This is a genomic window from Arsenophonus apicola (genome assembly GCF_020268605.1).
GTDB classification, from domain to species: Bacteria; Pseudomonadota; Gammaproteobacteria; order Enterobacterales; family Enterobacteriaceae; genus Arsenophonus; species Arsenophonus apicola.
Genome location: NZ_CP084228.1, coordinates 12,353 through 30,494, shown reverse-complemented (window position 1 = coordinate 30,494; position 18,142 = coordinate 12,353). Strand labels below are relative to the sequence as shown.

Annotated in this window: 10 protein-coding genes and 7 pseudogenes; 8 read left to right on the top strand and 9 right to left on the bottom strand. The window is 38.4% G+C overall.

All coding sequences use genetic code 11. The features are described from left to right. Positions 1-250 precede the first annotated feature (250 nt). The 4 pseudogenes from LDL57_RS17660 to LDL57_RS17645 all read left to right on the top strand — a co-directional run. Positions 251-875, top strand: a pseudogene (locus tag LDL57_RS17660) (recombinase family protein). A gap of 122 nt (positions 876-997) precedes the next feature. Continuing rightward, a pseudogene (locus LDL57_RS17655) lies at positions 998-3,909 on the top strand (Tn3 family transposase). Between the two features lie 50 nt (positions 3,910-3,959). Continuing rightward, positions 3,960-4,247 (top strand): annotated as a pseudogene (locus tag LDL57_RS17650) (recombinase family protein); the annotation flags it as partial. A 32-nt stretch (positions 4,248-4,279) separates the two neighbouring features. Further along, a pseudogene (locus LDL57_RS17645) lies at positions 4,280-4,390 on the top strand (IS6 family transposase); the annotation flags it as partial. Between the two features lie 124 nt (positions 4,391-4,514). Here LDL57_RS17645 and LDL57_RS17640 read toward each other — a convergent pair. The 4 genes from LDL57_RS17640 to tnpA all read right to left on the bottom strand — a co-directional run bounded on the left by LDL57_RS17640 (position 4,515) and on the right by tnpA (position 10,112). Next, positions 4,515-5,297, bottom strand: coding sequence for a glycoside hydrolase family 16 protein (locus LDL57_RS17640; protein WP_225508058.1), 783 nt, complete (start codon positions 5,295-5,297; stop codon positions 4,515-4,517). A 147-nt stretch (positions 5,298-5,444) separates the two neighbouring features. Next, the gene (locus LDL57_RS17635; RefSeq protein WP_225508031.1) at positions 5,445-7,991 is read right to left on the bottom strand and encodes a YadA family autotransporter adhesin; all 2,547 of its coding nucleotides are present in this window, start codon (positions 7,989-7,991) and stop codon (positions 5,445-5,447) included. A 371-nt stretch (positions 7,992-8,362) separates the two neighbouring features. Further along, positions 8,363-9,169 carry a hypothetical protein gene (locus tag LDL57_RS17630; RefSeq protein ID WP_180560405.1) on the bottom strand — a complete coding sequence of 269 codons (807 nt, stop codon included), beginning with the start codon at positions 9,167-9,169 and terminating at the stop codon, positions 8,363-8,365. A gap of 538 nt (positions 9,170-9,707) precedes the next feature. Further along, positions 9,708-10,112, bottom strand: a complete 405-nt coding sequence (gene tnpA, locus LDL57_RS17625) for an IS200/IS605 family transposase (protein ID WP_225505529.1) — start codon at positions 10,110-10,112, stop codon at positions 9,708-9,710. 58 nt (positions 10,113-10,170) lie between these two features. Between tnpA and LDL57_RS17620 the strand changes: the two are divergent. Further along, positions 10,171-11,395: pseudogene (locus tag LDL57_RS17620) on the top strand (RNA-guided endonuclease InsQ/TnpB family protein). A gap of 44 nt (positions 11,396-11,439) precedes the next feature. Beyond that, complete coding sequence (locus LDL57_RS17915; protein WP_255653939.1) at positions 11,440-11,565, top strand: hypothetical protein; 126 nt, start codon at positions 11,440-11,442, stop codon at positions 11,563-11,565. A gap of 376 nt (positions 11,566-11,941) precedes the next feature. Here the strand turns inward: LDL57_RS17915 and LDL57_RS17615 are convergent, their stop codons facing one another. Beyond that, a complete protein-coding gene (locus tag LDL57_RS17615; protein ID WP_225508029.1) occupies positions 11,942-13,711 on the bottom strand; it encodes a S8 family peptidase in 1,770 nt (589 codons plus the stop codon). Positions 13,712-14,293: 582 nt separating this feature from the next. Here LDL57_RS17615 and LDL57_RS17610 point away from each other — a divergent pair. Then, positions 14,294-14,573: pseudogene (locus LDL57_RS17610) on the top strand (DDE-type integrase/transposase/recombinase); the annotation flags it as partial. A 42-nt stretch (positions 14,574-14,615) separates the two neighbouring features. Next, positions 14,616-14,948, top strand: a pseudogene (locus LDL57_RS17605) (recombinase family protein); the annotation flags it as partial. 318 nt (positions 14,949-15,266) lie between these two features. Here LDL57_RS17605 and LDL57_RS17600 read toward each other — a convergent pair. Genes LDL57_RS17600 through LDL57_RS17585 form a run of 4 tightly spaced genes read right to left on the bottom strand, consistent with a single transcriptional unit; the run spans position 15,267 to position 18,084 of the window. After that, positions 15,267-15,608: a ProQ/FINO family protein gene (locus LDL57_RS17600; RefSeq protein WP_225508051.1), complete on the bottom strand. Its 342-nt coding sequence runs from the start codon at positions 15,606-15,608 to the stop codon at positions 15,267-15,269. Further along, positions 15,605-15,763 carry a hypothetical protein gene (locus tag LDL57_RS17595; RefSeq protein WP_225508049.1) on the bottom strand — a complete coding sequence of 53 codons (159 nt, stop codon included), beginning with the start codon at positions 15,761-15,763 and terminating at the stop codon, positions 15,605-15,607. The genes LDL57_RS17600 and LDL57_RS17595 overlap by 4 nt, the downstream gene beginning before the upstream one ends. A 1-nt stretch (position 15,764) precedes the next feature. Further along, positions 15,765-16,742, bottom strand: a complete 978-nt coding sequence (locus tag LDL57_RS17590) for an Rpn family recombination-promoting nuclease/putative transposase (RefSeq protein ID WP_225508047.1) — start codon at positions 16,740-16,742, stop codon at positions 15,765-15,767. After that, on the bottom strand, positions 16,699-18,084 hold the full coding sequence (locus LDL57_RS17585) for an anti-CBASS protein Acb1 family protein (protein WP_225508045.1): 1,386 nt from the start codon (positions 18,082-18,084) through the stop codon (positions 16,699-16,701). Before LDL57_RS17585 ends, LDL57_RS17590 begins: the two co-directional genes overlap by 44 nt. Positions 18,085-18,142: the final 58 nt, after the last annotated feature.

Sequence of the window (18,142 nt, the reverse complement as noted above, 5' to 3'; positions counted from 1 at the left end):
GGTGCGCTTGGAAAACGGAAAATATCCTACGCTAAGGCTATTTTATGTACAAATTGATATTGTCTAAATTCTTTTACCTATTTAACCACTTCTCTTTCACCTCATCATTGTAAACTCAAAACCTAACCACGCATGACATTTGAGTACACCCCATTGTCACAAGCTAATGGGTTGACATTTTTCTATTAGATCATTACTTATCTGTCATATACATTATGATCACCACTTAAACGTCATCAATGGGTGAAAAATGTACATTCATGGTTATCTCCGCGCATCAACAAAAGAACAGGACGCTCTCCGAGCTAAAAATAGGATGAAAGCTTTCGTTGAAGAAAAAAGGGTTTCGCATGGCCAGTTGGTACACTGAAAATGTATCTGGGGCCTCACTCCAACGACCAGAACTTTTACGTTTGCTTGATGATGCAGCATCTGGTGACATTATTCTCATTGAACAGGTTGATCGTCTTTCACGCCTAGATGAAAAGGGTTGGGAAAAATTAAAACGTCTTATCCAGGAAAAAGACCTTATTGTTGTTAGTTTGGATCTTCCAACAAGCCATATAGCTCTGACGTCAAATGTTGGCGATGAGTTTACCTTTGTTATGCTTAAAGCTATTAACGGGATGATGTTAGACATGCTGGCTGCTATCGCTAGAAAAGATTATCTGGATCGTCGCCGCCGACAACAGGAAGGTATAGCAAAAGCTAAGGCGGTAGGTAAATTCAGGGGGCGTCAGGCTGACCATCAATTGCATGAAAAAATCATTGAACTTCGAGTAAATAATAGGCAGAGCATCCGAGATACTGCGAGGTTATGTGGTGTTTCTGAACGAACGGTTATACGCATTGTTAAACAGAAAACATTTTCTTAATAGGCTTATATTTTGAAAATCAGAGCGAGCTATGTCCGTATTCTGGGAGAGCATTGATGCCACGACGACAAATACTGAGCAGTGATGAAAAAGAACGTTTACTGGTTGTACCTGATGATGACATCCTGCTCGCACGAATATGTTTTTTAAATGAGCAAGATCTGATTCTCATTAAAAAACATCGAAGACCCCCTAACCGTTTAGGCTTTGCAATTTTACTCTGTTATCTACGAGGGCTGGGTTTTACCCCAGATAAAAATGCGCTTCCCCACGATGGTATTCTATCCAGAGTGGCAGAGAGATTGAAACTCAATCCTGATTTATGGCAAAAGTACGCTGCTAGAGAGGAAACCCGTTGGGAGCACCTTGCCGAGCTCTATCGCTATTTACAATTAGTGCCATTCAGTAAGCCTTTGCAAAAAATGTGCATTAGTCATTTATATCCTCATGCTATGCGAACCGACAAAGGTTTGATCCTTGCTGAAGAGATGCTCATCTGGCTACATAATAATAATGTTATCTTCCCTTCCATTGATGTGGTTGAGAGGACCCTTGCTGAAGCCACGACAATTGCGGATAGAGCAGTGTTTACAGCACTGACAACGCAACTGGAACCACAACATAAAACAGCCTTAGATAATCTGTTGATCTCAGGGGATGAACAACTAAGCCGTCTTGCTTGGCTGCTTCAACCTCCGGGGAAAATTAATGGTAAAAATGTGTTGCAGCATATTGATAGATTAAATGCTATTGAGGGATTGGCTTTACCTGAAGGTATTTCGCTTTCCGTTCACCAAAACCGACTGCTCAAATTGGCTCGAGAAGGTAGAAAAATGAATAGCAGGGATCTGGCTAAATTCTCCGAGACACGTCGTTACGCCATGTTGGTTTGTGTTATCTCAGAAGCAAGGGCCACACTGACTGATGAAATTATCGAATTACATGAACGTATCTTGGGCAGTTTATTCAGTAGAGCAAAGCGTACACAGGCCGAACGACTTCAAAAAACAGGAAAACTCATTCAGAGTAAGTTAAAGCAATATCTTACCGTTGGGCAGGCTCTGCTAAATGCACGAGAATCAGGGGATGATCCTTGGACTGCAATAGAAGGCGTACTTCCTTGGCCAGAATTTGTCGCCAGTCTGGAAGAAACACAGTTTTTAGCCCGAAAGGATAATTTTGAGCCTCTTAATCTGATCACCGAAAAATACAGTACGTTGCGTAAATATGCCCCCCGTATGTTATCAGCATTGCAATTCAAGGCAACTCCTACAGCGCTGTCACTTAGTGAAGCGCTTGAGACCCTTAAAGAAATATACCGAAAACAACTCCGAAAGGTGCCGCCATCCGCGCCCATAAATTTTATCCCTGAAAACTGGAAAAAATTGGTCATAACCCCCTCGGGGATTGACCGAAAATACTATGAGTTTTGTGTCCTTAATGAGCTAAAAGGCGCATTAAGATCGGGTGATATCTGGGTAAAGGGGTCGCGACGCTACCAGAATTTTGACGATTATCTTATTCCTTCCGCTGATTTTGAAAAATTACTCAAAGAGACTCAGTTACCACTCGCCATTCCAACAGATTGCCAAAAATACCTTAGCTCACGTATGGCGCTGTTATCATCACGTCTGGAAGAAGTGAATGCGATGGCGATTGCGGGAGATTTGCATGATGTTGATATATCAGAAAATGGTGTAAAAGTAACGCCACTTGATGACAGCGTTCCTTCAGACGTTTCTCCTTTTGCTGACCTCGTTTATGCCATGTTACCTCGCCCAAAAATCACTGAAATATTAGATGAAGTGGACGGTTGGAGTGGATTTACCCACCACTTTACTCACCTCAAAAATAATCACGTCAGACCCAAAAACAAAAAGTTGTTACTGACGACTATCCTTGCAGATGGTATCAATTTGGGGATAACGAAAATGGCTCAGTCCTGCCCAGGAACAACAAAATCATCACTCGAAGGTATTCAAGCTTGGTACATCAGAGATGAAACTTATTCAGCTGCACTTGCTGAGCTGGTGAATACCAAAAAAAGAGCCCGCTGGCAGCCGTGTGGGGAAATGGTACAACGTCATCATCTGACGGGCAAAATTTTCGGGTTGGAAGTCATGGTCGATATGCAGGACATGTAAATCTAAAATACGGCCCAGAGCCTGGTGTGCAGATTTATACTCATATCTCAGATCAATACAGCCCATTTTATACTCAAGTCATTAGCAGAGTAAGAGATTCTACCCATGTACTTGATGGCTTGTTGTATCACGAAAGTGAATTGGAAATTACAGAGCATTATACCGATACAGCTGGTTTCACTGAGCATGTCTTCGCACTTATGCATTTATTGGGATTTGCATTCTGCCCTCGGATCAGGGATCTTCCTGAAAAGAAACTATTTATCAAAGGGAAAGCAAAACAATACCCGGGGCTACAGTCGCTGATATCCTCGACGAGTCTGGATATCCGGGAAATTGAAAAACATTGGCATGAGGTACTTCGGCTGGCAACCTCGATTAAACAGGGAACAGTCACTGCGTCGCTAATGTTAAAAAAATTGGCGAGTTATCCCAAACAAAATGGTCTGGCAAAAGCATTACGGGAAATCGGTCGTATCGAACGAACGCTGTTTATGCTGGATTGGTTTTGCGATCCTGAGCTACGTCGTCGAGTGCAAGCAGGTTTAAATAAGGGTGAAGCTCGCAATGCCCTAGCACGAGCCATTTTTATGCACCGGTTAGGCGAAATCAGAGATCGAGGTCTGGAAAATCAAAGCTATCGTGCCTGTGGGTTAACATTGTTAACAGCGGCGATTACGTTGTGGAATACCGTATATATAGAAAGAGCTATCGAATCTTTAAAACGAAAAGGAATTCAGATTCATGAGGCATTAATTTCTCATTTATCCCCTCTAGGTTGGGAGCATATCAATCTAAGTGGTGATTATATCTGGCGGAATAATCTAAAGTTGGGCTCAGGTAAATACCGTCCGTTGCGTGCAGTTAATATAGGTCGGTACAAAAAATAAGCTTAGCGTAGGATATTTTCCGTTTTCCAAGCTGACCCCTAAAATCGCTCCGCGAAAATATAGATACCTCAACAGCAACAGGACGAGCATTCCTTTCCATTATGGGTGCTATTTCTCAAATGAAGCTAGAGATAAAGGCTGAACACGAGGAAGCAGGAAGAGTAGCAGCAAAAGCCAGAGGAAAATCAGGTGGTCGACCTAAAACTGATCCAGATAAGCTGGAGCAGGCTCGCATACTTTATCAAAATTCTGAAAAGTCGGTTCGTGAGGTCTGTGAGCTATTTGGTTTCTCAAGAAGAACGTTATTTAGCTACATGAAAGAGCATAAAATGCCTTAACGTAGTTCCCTGCACTTTACCGCAAACTACCCGTAAAAGGGATTGAAGTGATGCGGGCACTGCGTAAAGGCCAGGCTAAGTCCTTTTACTTCGGCCATCCCTTGGGCGGGATGTGTCTAGTGAGTCGAGTCTTTGAAATGTAAGACCTTCACCAACAAATAAAGGTTATCGCATCACGAAATTTGCAATAGTGCCATTTTTTATCCATTTGACTACCAACTCATAATATTTTTATGGCTCTATTGTAAATGAGTGTAAAGAGCGCGTCTATGCTATATATTCCCATATACGGACATAATCAATGTACATAGTACAATTTGCATCCAAAGGGGCATCATGAATATTTCCCTGTGCGAATGGAATAATTTCATTTGATAAAATTGGAAATTCCCGTACCTGGCTAATGAGTTTAGAGTCAGTAACAGTCCGCACTACGTTTCCATCGTAAGTAAAAATCATTTTATCAGACTCCCAACTCACTCCAAACGTGTGATACCAAGTACTACGCATATTTGGGGCGTTTACAGTTTCTGTTGACTGTTTGTGATATTGACCATAACCGCCCCAGTGAAGCGTAATTGAATACTGATCACTTGTACTATTGCTTTCAATAACGTCAATTTCAGCACCAGTTCGGGCATTCACGTGATCTCCTTTTGGAAGCCCAGCCGATGACTGGAGCCACACTGCGGCAAGATGTCCATCAGTTATAGGGATATGAATTTTGCATTCAAAATAACCAAATGTGAAATCAAATTTTCCTTGTGAATCTATCCTGCCACCGGAGTAAACGTTATCTCCAACTTTACATATATCAATAGCTAGTGCATCATTGCCTTTCGCTTTGAGAACATTTTCCGGTTTATACCACCATTCAACACCATTATTGCCTTTTCCTCGATTCTGATCACGAGCAGTCCATTTTGTTGGATCCAACTGAGTGGTACTGAATTCATCACTGAATATAAGTTTGGGAATCGCAGTATAGTTAGAAAATCCTTCCGGAAGCGCATCTTGAGGTGTTAGTGGATCAATCATCTGGCAAAGTATCCTCGTGATATAAATAAAAAATTAACATAGGTATTTTATAGGATAAACTTAAACTTCTAGTCTAATATCATTCTATTCCTTCAATTTTCGCAATAACTGTGCTGATAATAAAATTCATTATAATTCTGTAATTAGTACAATTACAGATTACCATTGATATCCTACGCCAACTACAGCCCCAAAATCACTTTGTGTGTTACCGCTGCCATTAATTTTTAGCATCCATTTTCCATTTTCTGACGTCTTTGATACTCCGATAGCAATAGCTGACTGCCCATTGTAAGTTGATGCTGATAAACCAACTAAATTTGAATCAGGTAAATAAGCTTGTGGAATACCTGACATTGCCATTGCTGAAGCCACTCCACTTGTCAATTTCTTATTAATATGATTAACCTTTTTCTCAATACTCTTGCCAAGATTCTGAAAAGCATCATTAACTTGCCCAACATTAACAGCATCTGTTCTAGATTTACCCGCAGCAACATTGGTTATCTGGCGTTCATTACCAACACTACCCACTGATACACTATTATCACGGGAAGCTATGGCACCGTGTCCTAGGGCTACAGAATTTGCCGCTGTTGCACTGCTACCATTACCAATTGCAACCGTGTTAATCCCTGACGCTTTTGATCCAGAACCCACAGCCAGACTATCTCTCCCTGTTGCTATTGCAACTCCAAGCCCGGTATCATCGCGGTTACTAATGTTACCAACAATATTCTGAAGCTGCCCTACTGTAGCTACATCATCGGTATTAACACCCGCCATAACACCACTAATAATTCGATTTCCTTCAATTCCTGAAACTAAAATGGCTTTACCCATCTTATCACTCCCAATCGTTATTAAATTAGTTGTGCTATCTTGCTTAATCAAGGAGCTTCCCGAAGTGCTGTTAACAACCGTTGTTAAGTCAGCAATATCTATCCTGTTTTTGTCTACTTGGTCTACAACAGTTTTGAGTTGACCGCCATTAACCGCGTCCGTTGAATTAGTATTTAAATCACCAGCAGCGACATTACTTAATTTCTGTGCATTGCCTGGGGCAGCTGCGGTACCATTTAATGCTGTCAAAACCAGACTGTTTGTTGCAGAAGTCCGTTGCACGACACCTGTTGTACCGCTACCAATATTTGCATTCAAATTACTTAAATTATTATCGATTCCACCGATAGCATCCCCCACATTATTGTAACTATTCCCCTGAACGGTATAGGAAGGTGCTGTCCAGCTCCCAGTGCTGTTGTCATATGCTGATCCTCCACCGAATGCGGAGGCCGTGGCAGAGCCCAATGAGATGGTATTCGCATTCAGTGCCGTACTGATAGTATAAAGCTGTGAACCATTAACCGCATCGGTTGAGGTACTGGTTAATGCTCCATCTGCCACGCCTTGGATCTGGCGATTACCAACCGCCATCACACCGAAGGATGGTGCCTGATTAATGGTCAATGTATTACCCGCGATAATGGCATTTGCGGCTGTATTGGCTGAGGTATCTGAAACGGCCGTGGCACTAGAATTATTACCAAGAGCAATACTGTTGGCCAGCGTAGAGCTGGCACTATTTCCAATAGCAATAGAGTTAGTTTCTGAGGCATTGGCTAAAACGCCAATAGCAATACTATCTGTGCCGGCGGCATTACTGTCACCTTGTGTTGAGTTAGTATGGAAATATTTGATCCCCGCACCACCTGTTTTGATATTATTAACCGTGTTGGTTAACGCAGTTAGTCCTGTGTTTAGGTTTGTCACATTATTATTAGTGGTAAACAGTTGACTGCCATTAACCGCGTCCGTTGAATTAGTATTTAAATCACCAGCAGCGACATTACTTAATTTCTGTGCATTGCCTGGGGCAGCTGCGGTACCATTTAATGCTGTCAAAACCAGACTGTTTGTTGCAGAAGTCCGTTGCACGACACCTGTTGTACCGCTACCAATATTTGCATTCAAATTACTTAAATTATTATCGATTCCACCGATAGCATCCCCCACATTATTGTAACTATTCCCCTGAACGGTATAGGAAGGTGCTGTCCAGCTCCCAGTGCTGTTGTCATATGCTGATCCTCCACCGAATGCGGAGGCCGTGGCAGAGCCCAATGAGATGGTATTCGCATTCAGTGCCGTACTGATAGTATAAAGCTGTGAACCATTAACCGCATCGGTTGAGGTACTGGTTAATGCTCCATCTGCCACGCCTTGGATCTGGCGATTACCAACCGCCATCACACCGAAGGATGGTGCCTGATTAATGGTCAATGTATTACCCGCGATAATGGCATTTGCGGCTGTATTGGCTGAGGTATCTGAAACGGCCGTGGCACTAGAATTATTACCAAGAGCAATACTGTTGGCCAGCGTAGAGCTGGCACTATTTCCAATAGCAATAGAGTTAGTTTCTGAGGCATTGGCTAAAACGCCAATAGCAATTGAATTTAATCCAGAATTTGCATTAACCCCTAAAGAAATACTATTGTTATCATTAGCGGTAGCATCAAATCCAATCGCTATAGCGCCATTACCACTAGCAATTGTCCCATTCCCATTATTTACGGCGATAGCGATAGAATTAGCTCCAGAACTATTACCTCCGGCAACAGAATAACTTGCTAGAGAAGGAAAAGATATAAAAACAAATGTTAGATAGATAAGTTTTATGATAAGGCGCTGATAAATATTCATAGTTTCTCTTACTAATTGCAGGCTGTTAACTCAAACTAAATATAAATTTTATTTATAATGGTAATATTATGTTCATTAAATATGATGTAAATTTCTGAATTTAATGGAAGTGAGAGAAATTTAATATCGAAAAATTTTCGTAATACTATAGCTTAATTTTTTATAATTAATACAAAAATTAAAAAAATAAAGGAATCATTTAGATTATATTTAGGTTTTATTAAATGAATATAGTTTATTTCATTCTTCAAATTATATAATACATGAGGTAAACCACTCTCTGAAATTTTAATCTTAAATTATTTTAATAATTTATAATATTAAAGTCATGATAGCAAATATATTTGCCGTAAAATAAGTTAATTTAGTAATTAATTATCTCTAAGATAGATGTTATACTGATTACCCATTAACTTACCTTGAGAAAACCACGGTGTGCCATACCATAAAAGATCAACACTACCGTTACTTGCATCAAATAAATATCCTTTATTATTATTGAAAATTAAACGTCCCTTCTTGAATATTAATAGTTGAAATTTATTCATGGATTCTTGATTATAATAATTCTTTAAACGTTCAAGATAATTTAAGGATTGTTGCTCAAAAAGGAGTCTTATTTTCGCTCGGTAATTATCCATTGTCGCGTTTTTCTCATTAGCTAATTGTTGAGCAATACTGGAAAAAATTTCTGCATTTACACGGCTTATGGCTAATCTTAAAGGGATAAGATTTATAATTGCTTTTTCATCAAGTTTTACCATCTCTGAAGCTTTTCTTCTCTTGTTAAGAATAAATAAATTTATATCAGGGATGGTATAAATAATTGAAGAAATATACGCGGCGCAAGCGGTTGATATTTTTTGAACATCATTCCCATTTCTTGCGATATGAATAAAATTTTGATTTGCTTTTTCTTTATTAACGTTATATACACTTAAATTCAATTGATTTTTTTTGTCTTGATTATTCATTTCATTAAAAACCAAATTACATAATTGATTTTTCTTAATATCATTTCCTTCCCCGTCAAAAAATGATTGTATGGCATATATTTCATCAATTATGACTGGCATAGCATTTATTCTTACGTAGTTATATTTTTCATAAGAACGAGAGTAGTCACAGCTACTAAGAAAAATAGTAAATAAACATATGTAAAGTTTTGCAATTCTCATATTTTAGGCACTCCATTAATTACTCAATCATATAATATTTTTCGAATTAAACAAATTTATTTTTATATTTGCAAATTGAATCGGAGAATTTTATTTTGCCTGATTACAACAATTCAAGAATGGAATATAAATCATAAAAATCATACTAACATAATGAAATTATTGTATAAAATCATGTATTATCATAATGATTTTTATCCTGATAAAATTTATGTGTGTTTTTAAATTAAAACTTAAAGGCTTTATTTTATTTCAAAATACTAATCGTAATTTTATTGAAAATATTACAAACATAATTGCGGTGGTTTACCGTATAATAATTAAGAATTGTATCTCAACCACTTTGTTTAATAGAGATACCTTATCCAGAAGATAGTCATAGTGAAAGGATGTTTCTATTGAACTAAAGCTAATAAGCGATAGAATAAAGGTGTAGTAATTAAATGTATATTAATAACCATCTTAACCTCCAAAGGGTACTCCCACCGACATAAGGTGGGAGGGGAATTTGGTCGGGCTTGAAAAGCCCGAAGAATGATCAGCCACGCTGATTTTGAATGTATTGCTTAACAACTTCCAGCGGTGCTCCCCCGCACGAACCTGCAAAGTATGATCGAGACCACAACACTGGCTTGCCGTAAGCCCCACGCAAGTCTAGAAACTCATTACGCAGACGACGAGACGTTACCGCTTTCAGCGAGTTTACTAGTACTGACAACTGCACTGTGGGCGGGTACTCGATCAGCATATGAACGTGATCGGACTCTCCGTTACTTTCCTTTAAATCAGCCCCAAAGTCGCGACACACTTCACCTGCATACTGATGAAATGCTTTGTAGTGCAAGCCACTGAGTACTTTCTTTCGGTACTTAGTCACAAAGACAAGGTGAACATGTAAAAGAAACGCTGCATGTCTTGAACGGTTGATTTTATATTTTTGCATTGAAATTAACCGGATATACGGTAAGATAGTGAGATAATTTACTACACACTGAGTAATAATGCTAATTCTAAAAGCCTACAAATTCAGACTCGAACCAACCGAAAACAGTCGCAACGTTTGCGGCAGTTGTGCGGATGCGCTCGTTTTATCTGGAATTACGGGCTAGCAGAGACGCAACGCATTATTGAATCCGGCGGTAAACTACCGTCAGCGTTTGAACTAAATCGGATGCTCACAGAATGGAAAAAAAAGCCGGAACATTCCTTTTTGCAAGAAGCCTACACGGATAATCTTCAGCAGAAACTCAAAGATCTGCACGGGGCATGGAAACGCTGCTTTGATAAAAACTGGCAGCAAAAGCTCCTGTATTTAAAAGGAAAAATGACGGGCGTGATTCAGTTCGTTTTGTTAATTTTGATAAATATTGTCAGCTCGATAATGGCAGAGTGAGATTACCGTCAGGTTTGGTATGGGTAAAGTTCCGGCAGTCGCAAAAGCTGTACGGTAAGATTAAAAACGCAACCGTTAGCCAACATGCGGGACACTGGTATATATCGTTTCAGGTCGAACTGGAAATGGACATTCAGCCTCATTCGTCAGCAACAATGATTGGTTTGGATGCAGGTGTAACCAGACTCGCCACGCTGTCAGACGGCACAGTGTTTGAACCTGTAAACAGTTTTAAAACCAACCAAAAAAAGCTGGCGAAATTCCAGCGTCAGTTAAGCTGTAAAGTTAAATTCAGCAATAACTGGAAAAAACAGAAGCGAAAAATCCAACGTCTCCACTCGCATATAACCAATATCCGCAAAGACTACCTTCACAAAGTCACCAGTGAAATCAGCAAAAACCACGCGATGATCGTCATTGAGGACTTAAAGGTCAGTAACATGTCGAAATCGGCAAAAGGTACACAAGAGCAGCACGGACGGAATGTCAGGGCAAAATCAGGACTTAACCGTTCGATACTGGATCAGGGTTGGTATGAAATGCGCCGTCAGCTTGAGTACAAGCAGCTATGGCGCGGTGGTCAGGTATTAGCTGTGCCTCCGGCATATACAAGTCAACGGTGTGCATGTTGTGGTCATACAGCGAAAGAAAATCGTCAATCACAAAGTAGATTCGAGTGCCTTGAGTGCGGGTATACAGAGAACGCAGATATCAACGGAGCTCGTAACATTTTAGCGGCAGGACATGCCGTGTTAGCCTGTGAAGTGAACGGTGCAGTAATGCCGTCAGCAGCAGGAACCAGGCTTCTGAGCGATCAGATAGTCTCCGACTAACGGGAATCCCCCTCCTGAGTCACGAAGTGTGAAGGTGGGGGAGGATGTCAAGTGTATTATCAGACAAACATTTAAACCTTTTGATAAAAGCTATCCATCAAAATACCTCTCCTAAAAAAGCGAATAATGATAAAAGTAATGCTAATCTTCCTGCAATTATTTTCGCTTAATTAGTCTGAATTTACGATAAAATAATACAATATTGCTATAAAAATAGCATTATCATGCTATGTTTGTTATTAAAACTTATCGAAAAGTAAATTTTTTTACTGCAAAGGGTAGAGATACTGCATATGTTCCATAAACAACAAATTCTTTGACTGGTAAATGCCTTGTGTTCTTTGGTTACCTGAAAACATAACGCATCGTATAAATCTAATCACACTCCATAAATTTAACAGAGCCAGTTTTTACCATAATTTTTTATCAAGAAACTCACATTTATGCCTTAATAATAAGTTTATGACAATTGTTTAAGATAACTTATTTTACTAATACATATAATGTGAGTTAAATACCAAAAAATTCATTTTTTAAATTGATATATTATTTAATTTCTTTCCAGGGATTCGGACCCGTATTTTTACCATCATAAACTAGCCCTGGTTCATCATTAAAACTCCACCATGCAGCTTCCCAGATTTTGTTTTTCCAATTAACCTTATTATACTTAAGATATGTTCTATTCCTTTCCCATATTGGGTATTCTGCCAATTTATCATTATTATCGTCATAATCGATAATAATAGTATGATTTATACTTGCACTGTTTCCGAGAGAATCCTTTACAGTAAGAAAAATTGAAAAATTATTAATCTTAATACCACTTGGTATTTTTAAGTTGAGAATTGATTGATTTTGCGAATCAGAAGCGAGACCATCAGGTAATTTCCAAAAATAGGAAACAATGTTACCAACTTTTGATGTAGATTGTTCTGCTGATAATACTATTTCTTCACCCCTTTTATAATTATTTGAACCATCAATAACTATGTTAATTAAAGAGCCTTCCGATAATCTTAAAATATTTTTTAATTCATTGATAGCATTACGAACATTCGGAATAGGACCTATATGTCCATTTTTTTTATTGGAGAAATAATTTTGTGGAGTTCCAGTTTTAATTAAGAGAGCTCTCATTTCATGTGGAGTAAGAACATCACCGGTTTGTTTTTTATACCAAGATTGTACCGCAACCGCAGCAGAGGCGACTATCGGTGTCGCTGAGGATGTTCCTGAAAAAGAGCGCGTATATTTATTGTTTGAAAGATCATCATATAAATCACCATAACCGGTAGTAACAATATTCCAAGCTCCCCATCCTTGTAAATGCACCATGCTACCAAAAGTACTGAAATTCGTTTTATATAAAAGTTCATTGCCAGCGCCTACACGAATAATGCCATTATCGTCGCGATTTCTATATTCAAAATAAACATCGGAATCTAAGTTCGCATTACCATTTCCAGCTGCTGCTATAACAATAATGCCAGCTTTAAGCGCTTCTTGTGTAATCTCCCAAACATAATAATCAAAATCTGCGGGAACATATTTATTATCAAAACCACGAGTTTGCATTTCATAAACAAAAACATCGCCAGGTTTTAATAATTTCAAGCCAATAGTGATGCCATGAGCACGACCTAAATCTAATTCTGATAATGCATAAAATTTATCTGCACCATGAACCATTCCTTTTATGCCTGAACCAATATCATTGCCAAACATAATACCGGCTACTGCCGTTCCATGATGATCTTTTCTTGTGGTTAATTCAACAAATTCTTTTCTTTTCAAATTCACATGTTCGTAATCAAAACCATGTTCAATGTCAGCAATTTGAATGTTTTGTCCCGTAATACCCAAACTCCATGCATATTTAATATCAATCCCGATGAAATTAGGTGTTATGCCATCCTTAAATCCCTGCATAGGATTAAAATCTGGAATATTATTAGCAACAAGTTGCTCAATGACGTCAGTTTCAAGTTGTACAGGCAAATCCATTGGTGAGTTTTTTTTAATATAAGCATATTCAACAAAATCATAGGTTGATAATTTTTCTATAATATTTTCCATCTCACTTAAAGAGAGCTTTTCCGCATCTTTAATTTGACAAATTCCTATTATATTTTCAAAATTTACGGAATTTGATTTATTAGTTGAATTTAACATTTCTTCATTAATTATTGAAATGAAGGTAAAACTTTTTAGAAAATCATCTTTAATATAATTTTTTTTAAAAGTCAAAATTCTATCTTTTAATGAGCTAATTACTTCATTATTAACCTTCAAGATAATATTATATTTTTCCATTAAATCAGACTCCATTGATTAATTGACGTTTTCTTACATGGTATATTATTTATATTTATAATATAAGCAGTGATTTAAATTTATTTCGATAATTATGTAAGTAAAAAAAATAATATCTATTTTTTATTTTTTTTTGTAAGATTATATTTATTATTAATAATTTTCAGAATATTATACATTATTAATTTATATTAATAGTGATATTGCTGGGTCAATGTGGAATTGGATTTTTTATATAATTTATTGGTATAATTTAATTCTTAAAAATAGTATAACCTCCCATAATTCTAGTATGAAGTAACTATAATAAATTCTATTTTATATCTATTAACCACGTTAAATTTTATCTAATTGATTTATAAAAAATGAGTACTTCTTATAATTAAAAATATGGAGACATCAAAAAATATATTCAACATACTAAATAAACAATAAATTCTTATCAATAAAAAAAATCTCTACTAACTTGGTTTTTATTTATATTTTCTTGAGATAAAATTTTCAAACTTTTACTTCATTAAATTTTATTTACTATTATAGATTTATTATTTTAATTTGTATTAACAGAGTATCAGAAATTAATACGCTCGTGCGCTTGTTCAGCTCAAACGTAAAGGCCAATGTCTGTCTGACGTTGAACACCAACAGATTAAGTACCGAAATAACATTATCGAATGCGATCATGGCAAACTGAAACGGATAGTCAGTGCCAAGCTGGGGTTTAAAATCGATGAAGACAACTTATGCCAAGATAAAAGGGATAGAAGTGATGCGGGCGCTGCGTAAAGGTCAGGTGGAGTCATTTTACTTTGATCATCCTCTGGTAGAAATGAGTCTGGTGAATAGAGTCTTTGAAATTTAAGACCTTCACCAACAAATAAAGCTACCGCATTACAATCTTTGCAACAGTGCCGATATGATCCAGTTAATAAAAGAGTTTGACCAAGATGGGATGGCGATACGATTTTTAGATGATGGTATCAGCACCGAAGGTACGATGGGCAAAATGATAGTCACCATCTTATCAGCCGTGGCTCAAGCAGAACGCCAACGTATTTTAGAACGAACAAACGAAGGCCGCATGGAAGCGAAATTAAAAGGCGTTCAATTTGGACGTAAACGTAGTGTTGATCGAGAAAAAATTAGACAACTACGTTCTCAGGGAATAGGAGCAACAACAATTGCCCGTCAATTAAAGATTGCGAGGTCAACGGTTTATAAAGTGTTTGATAACTAATATTTAGCTTTAAAATCATGAAAAATGATGTACTACAAAATCTTTTATAATATTTTTAGTTAGAATAACTGGCTCTATTGCAAAGATCAGGTCTTTGATAATCATTTCTTAATAACTCAATAAAAGGTGCCCTTAGAAATACTTTTCTACGACGCAGTCTGAATTAGCTATACCTGTTATAAACAAAATCTAGTTGTACAGATTTTTAATAAGTTGAAATTATAAGGTAATGTTAAAGCATTCACAAAAATTGATCGTAACTTGTTGTATTTTAATCTTTTAACTAATTATGTGTTTTCTTATAATTAAAGTTTAGAGTTAAATATCATGTCTGGATTTAATATTGATTTTGGGGGTTTGGGGAGCAGTGGAACAGTGGATAAGGGCGCGATAATTAGCGTGGTGTCCAATACTGCCTAAACAGGCTCTTAAACGCCTTCTGGTTATCGGTAAGCACTTTTCCTTCACTTCTTGCCACATATCCTGCTGAATACCAATTTTCATCGGTCTCAGCTGATGTTCAGGAAACAGGGCTGGCCAAAAAATGCTGATTTGGGAAATTGCTTCTGCTAACGGCAACCGTTTTTTAGGCGGTTTCGGTGGTTTTGGGATTTTAACCTTAACAACAGGTTGAGGCTTTACGACCCGCTTTTGGGTCACTGGCTTAACAGGCTTTTGGGGTTTTGGTTTTTCACCTGTTTTATGGGCGTAGGATTCACCCAGACCTTTTTTCGGTAAACCGGTGAGGATTTAGGCGTCATTTCTTCAGAAGCCCGTCTAGGGCGATTGAGGCTTAATTTCTGCCGCTCGGTCATTTTAGTCTTTGAACAGGTTTTTTAACTCAGAATCCGTAAGGCTTGTGAATTTCATCACCGATTGTCTGTCCATGCCGCTTTCCAGCATTTGCCGTGCAATCTTTAGGGAGGCTTGTTTTTCGCCTTCCAGCTTGCCTTTCTGGATGCCTTCTTGCATGCCTTCCAGTTTGCCCTTTTGAATACCCATTTGTTCAATTTGTTGAGCAATTGTCATAAGTGCTCCTTCGTGTTTTTCTGATTGTTTTGCTATTTCAGTGATAAATTCCATTGGTCTTTTTGCATTCCCTTCCTGAATGAGGTAATTAAACAACGTTATCACCTGATTATCGGAGTAATAATTATACGATAATAATTTGACAATTTCACTCAAAAGCTCGGTCATATCCCGTCTGCGAATGTGCTTCTGGACTAACTCAAGCAAAGCCATTCGTTTGTGCTGCATGATTTCACCATCATTAAGTGTGGTGACATCCACTAACTTAAACGGTTTGGTATAAATCTTTTCGGCAATATCCCGCCCACTAAAGCAGTCGAACCAATCTGTACTATAGGGATAAGGACTTTTCTCACCCGTGTAAAAGAGGATAGGAAATACCAAAGGTAATTTTTTGTGGCCCGCCTCTAAATGTTTTTGCATTGCGCCCATACAATAACGCATCAGTCGCCAAGCCATCAGCTTATCGGGTGTAGACTGGTGTTCAATCAGGAGATAGAAATAACCTTTTCCTTTTGTGGTTTTAACGGAGTACAAAATATCACTCTGGTAATTTTTCATCTCACTATCGATAAATGAGCCGGATTCCAATTTAAGGCTATTTAAATCACAAAGTGATTTAATCTCATCCGGTAGCCAGATAGTAAAGAAATCTTTTGCCGTCTCTTTTTCACTTAAAAACTGCTTAAATAGACTATCGTGGGGCGTTGGGGTGAATTTTTTACACTCCCTCCCCGTTAATTTTCCCTTGGGTGGTAAATTCACGGTCATCCTCCTCACCGAGCATATTTGCCATCATCGTCACTTCCGGTACGTTTTTCACGTCAACCAGCTCACGACGGTTTAACTCATTGAGCGCGTCTTGTGGCTCAATCACGCCGTGTTCCAGCAATAGCATTAATGCCGTGGTTACGGTATTCAGATTGGTGGCAGACTCGGCTTTGTTTTCCGTTATGATCTGGACAAATTCAAAGGCGACTTCCGTTTCGCTAATGCCATGCTTGGCACAAATGAATTTGTCGAAGAAGTTAATAATCGGGCGCAAACGGGATTCTTGAATTTTGAAAATGGTGTCGTAGTAAGATTGCAAATCTTCCTGTCCGGTCGAAAATCCGGCTGCCCCATCGCCAAACAAAATCGTTTTCGGTCTGTCCATCGCAATCGCCAATCGGTCTTGCGCTTTTGTCCAGATGTCTGAAACATTTGCCAGCGACAACTCTTTTTGCTCATACTGGCTGTCTGCATCCAGCATCAACACGTTGTGTCTTTTCTTGGCTTGCAATACCAATTGCAGCCAGTCGATAATTTCTTTGCCTCTTCCGTTGGTGATCCCCGTGTTCAAATCTTTCAGCAAGAAAATATCGGACTTCATCTCACGCAACATGCCGAGCACTTCATCATTGACGTACAGGTAACCAAGCAAATCAGCGATAAACGCCAAAATATCGCTTTTACCATCATTGGCTTTTTCATTCGCTCTAACGGTGCTATTGGTAATTTGATTAACGACTGTCAAACAACAACGGGAGTGATGAACAAGTATCTTTTCATCGCTTTTTAATTCAAACAATAACGGTTTGTTAAAGCACGGACTAAAAATGTTGGTAGCGATTTTGCGAATGCGATACTCGCCTTGCCGGACGACCAAAAAGCCTTTTAGTTGTTCGTTATTCACATTGAGCGGCTTTTCCAGATTTTCCTCATCGGTCACCGCGATTAACAGACTACCGCCGTAGAGTGAAGCTAGTTTTAACGACAGTTCTGCGTGCTTTTTGATGTTAAGGCGCTTTTCTTCGCCCGTGAACACATCATTAAGCTGTTCCGTTCGTTCTTCATCATCGCCCGTAAAACGCACGGTACGCCAGTGCTTGATACAGTCTCCTGACGTTTTGTTGATATATTTCCGCACAATCGACACACGCTCATAGAGCCACGCCAAGCCTTTGTCGGTTTCAAAATAGCCCGCACCTGTTATGCCAAGTGCAGCAAAACTGGACGGTAATGTCGTCGTGGACGACCCTATCGCATTCACCTCACGCATCAGGTTATCCAATCCGCCATCGGCGAGTTTTTGGGGTGATTTTTTTCGTTTAAGAGAAAGGAACATACAACCTCTTATATTGATTTTTTTATCACCATCTTGTATAGTGTATATATACATTTTA